The organism is Marinagarivorans sp., assembly GCF_982758155.1.
The window spans coordinates 2,475-4,577 of the sequence record NZ_CEXWTU010000313.1; the positions used below are offsets into that span (position 1 = coordinate 2,475).

General features: G+C 46.3%; 3 protein-coding genes. 2 read left to right on the forward strand and 1 reads right to left on the reverse strand.

The annotated features are described in order from the left end of the window. Window positions 1-46: 46 nt before the first annotated feature. The gene (locus AC3A8L_RS20085; protein WP_487964053.1) at window positions 47-331 is read right to left on the reverse strand and encodes a tyrosine-type recombinase/integrase; all 285 of its coding nucleotides are present in this window, start codon (window positions 329-331) and stop codon (window positions 47-49) included. A 476-nt stretch (window positions 332-807) separates the two neighbouring features. Here AC3A8L_RS20085 and AC3A8L_RS20090 point away from each other — a divergent pair, with 476 nt between their 5' ends. Both AC3A8L_RS20090 and AC3A8L_RS20095 read left to right on the forward strand, forming a co-directional pair. Beyond that, window positions 808-1,197: a hypothetical protein gene (locus tag AC3A8L_RS20090; RefSeq protein ID WP_487964051.1), complete on the forward strand. Its 390-nt coding sequence runs from the start codon at window positions 808-810 to the stop codon at window positions 1,195-1,197. Window positions 1,198-1,265: 68 nt separating this feature from the next. Next, complete coding sequence (locus AC3A8L_RS20095; protein ID WP_487964052.1) at window positions 1,266-1,820, forward strand: HD domain-containing protein; 555 nt, start codon at window positions 1,266-1,268, stop codon at window positions 1,818-1,820. The last annotated feature ends 283 nt before the right edge of the window (window positions 1,821-2,103 follow it).

Sequence of the window (2,103 nt, forward strand, 5' to 3'; positions counted from 1 at the left end):
CCGCTGGTGAGCCGGCCGCCACTTTTACCTGGCCGCTGGCTTTTCCTTAGTCAAACCCTCCATCTAGCATTTCCGGTGTAAATACCACAGCAACCTCCTCGTAAGGTAAGTCGTGATTCGCTTGGTACAGTGCAGTCATTGCTGAGCTGCCGTGCGCCATAGCGTGTTGAATAGTTGATATCTCAATTCCGGCTCTACTAGCCATGGCGTCGCTGAGTGAGCGAATCTCATGGAATGTCGGAGGGTTGGGGTGTGCAATCCAAAGGCCGGTAGCATCTCTAGCGTCTCTAAACTGTTCTCCTAGGCGTTCTTTTGTAAGAGTTCCTGTTATTTAATAATATTTAAGTATTATTTTATCCAGAAGTCACTTAAATACGATATCAATCGAATAATAATTTCATATGGTTATGTATTTGTTAAAACTGTTAAATTTCTATTCGTAGGATGTGGTTGTAAATGAGTCGACCGCTATTATCTGGGGGCAGGATCGGCCGACTCGTTCTGCAGGAAATAACTGTTTTTGAGTTCTCTTTGCGTTACGGAAACTAGCTCTCTGTAAAGCCTGCGGTTATTGAAGCGCTCGACCCATTCCTGTGTGGCCATCGCTAGTCTATCAAGCGTTTTTCAAGGTGACTACTTTACGATTAGCTGCTGATTAGGGGCTGACTAATAGGTCTTATAAAGCGAGTATTATTTGTCGCATAGATAGGTAGTCGTGAACGGAATGTATAGCCGACGAATGTCCTTTACGTCATTGCGTCTTGCGATAAGATTGTAGGCCCATCGTTAGCAGTGAGTGCTAAGTACATGGTGTTAGATTCCCTGATTCACACGGAGGTTCTGATTCCAATAGAGCAGCTTCATAGAATCGCTGCGATAGCACCTAATGTTCCGTCAGATATCGGAATGCGTAAAATGGCGATGGTGGTTGCCGGTTGCTATTTTTCGAAATCAGACCCTAATGGTGACTATCCCTATAAATATCCAAACTGTGTCGGTTTACCTGACCCTAATGATGGGCTTGAGCCCGACATTGAATGGCCGTATGAGTCTGAGAGGGTTACGGTATTGTTACCTGAGCGTGTGGTGAATAAATTAACTGTGATGACGTTGATGGAGGAGCGCGGTTACGCGATATTAATGTCGATACTTTATTTTTTAGATGATCCGGCGAAGTTTGGGTGGCGAGTCCGTTAGTCCAAGTTTAATTACATCTGTTACATGTCATTCATTTTGTTTTTGACGGTAACCTTTGGAGGCTGTGTATGAAAGGTTTGCTATCGGCGCTATCGCTTGCTGCAGTGGCGCACAAAGATCAGAGGCGCAAGGGCGGTGGCGCAGAGCCGTACATTAATCACCTTATCGAGGTTGCACACCTGTTGTTCGAGCATGTAGATGAGATCGAAGTTGAGATGTTACAGGCTGCGGTTTTACACGACATTCTTGAGGATACCTCGGTTTCGAAAGGAGAGCTGTTACTGCAATTTGGCTCAAAAGTGCTCGCGTACGTCGAGGCCTTGACTGATGATAAATCGCTTCCACTTTCACAAAGGCGTGAGAAGCAGTTAAGCCACATCGCTCACGAATCAAAGGCCGTAAAATTAATCAAACTTGCTGACCTTTGCAGCAATGTTGCTAGCATACCCCCGTCGTGGAGCGAGAGTAGGGCGGTCGAATATTTAGACTGGTCGCACCAAGTGGCATCAATGTGCTTTGGGGCTAGCGATGCTTTAGCGAAAATTTATAGAGATCGCTACCAAGCAAGCTTGTTGGCAACGCAATCGCAGTTCCTCAATGCTCAAAACGGAGATCAGGCATAGTCGGACGACTTTGGGGCCATCTTACCAGTCGAGATCTGAGTGAGCTTTGATGGAATAGGTTCTACCGATCCAAACCTGAGAGAGCTTCCGGCAGCTTTTACTTTGTGAAGAGCAAGCACCATATTTTTGCAGTGTTAGAAGTCTGTGGACGTGTTCGGCAAATCTTTGAGCCAGTCACGCGAAGGTATGCCCTATATCTTCTATGGCTGCCCGCCATTTGCCACTGTGCCCCCTGTGTCAGGATAGTTGTCACCCCTAAAATTCAAAACACAGGGCGGAATGA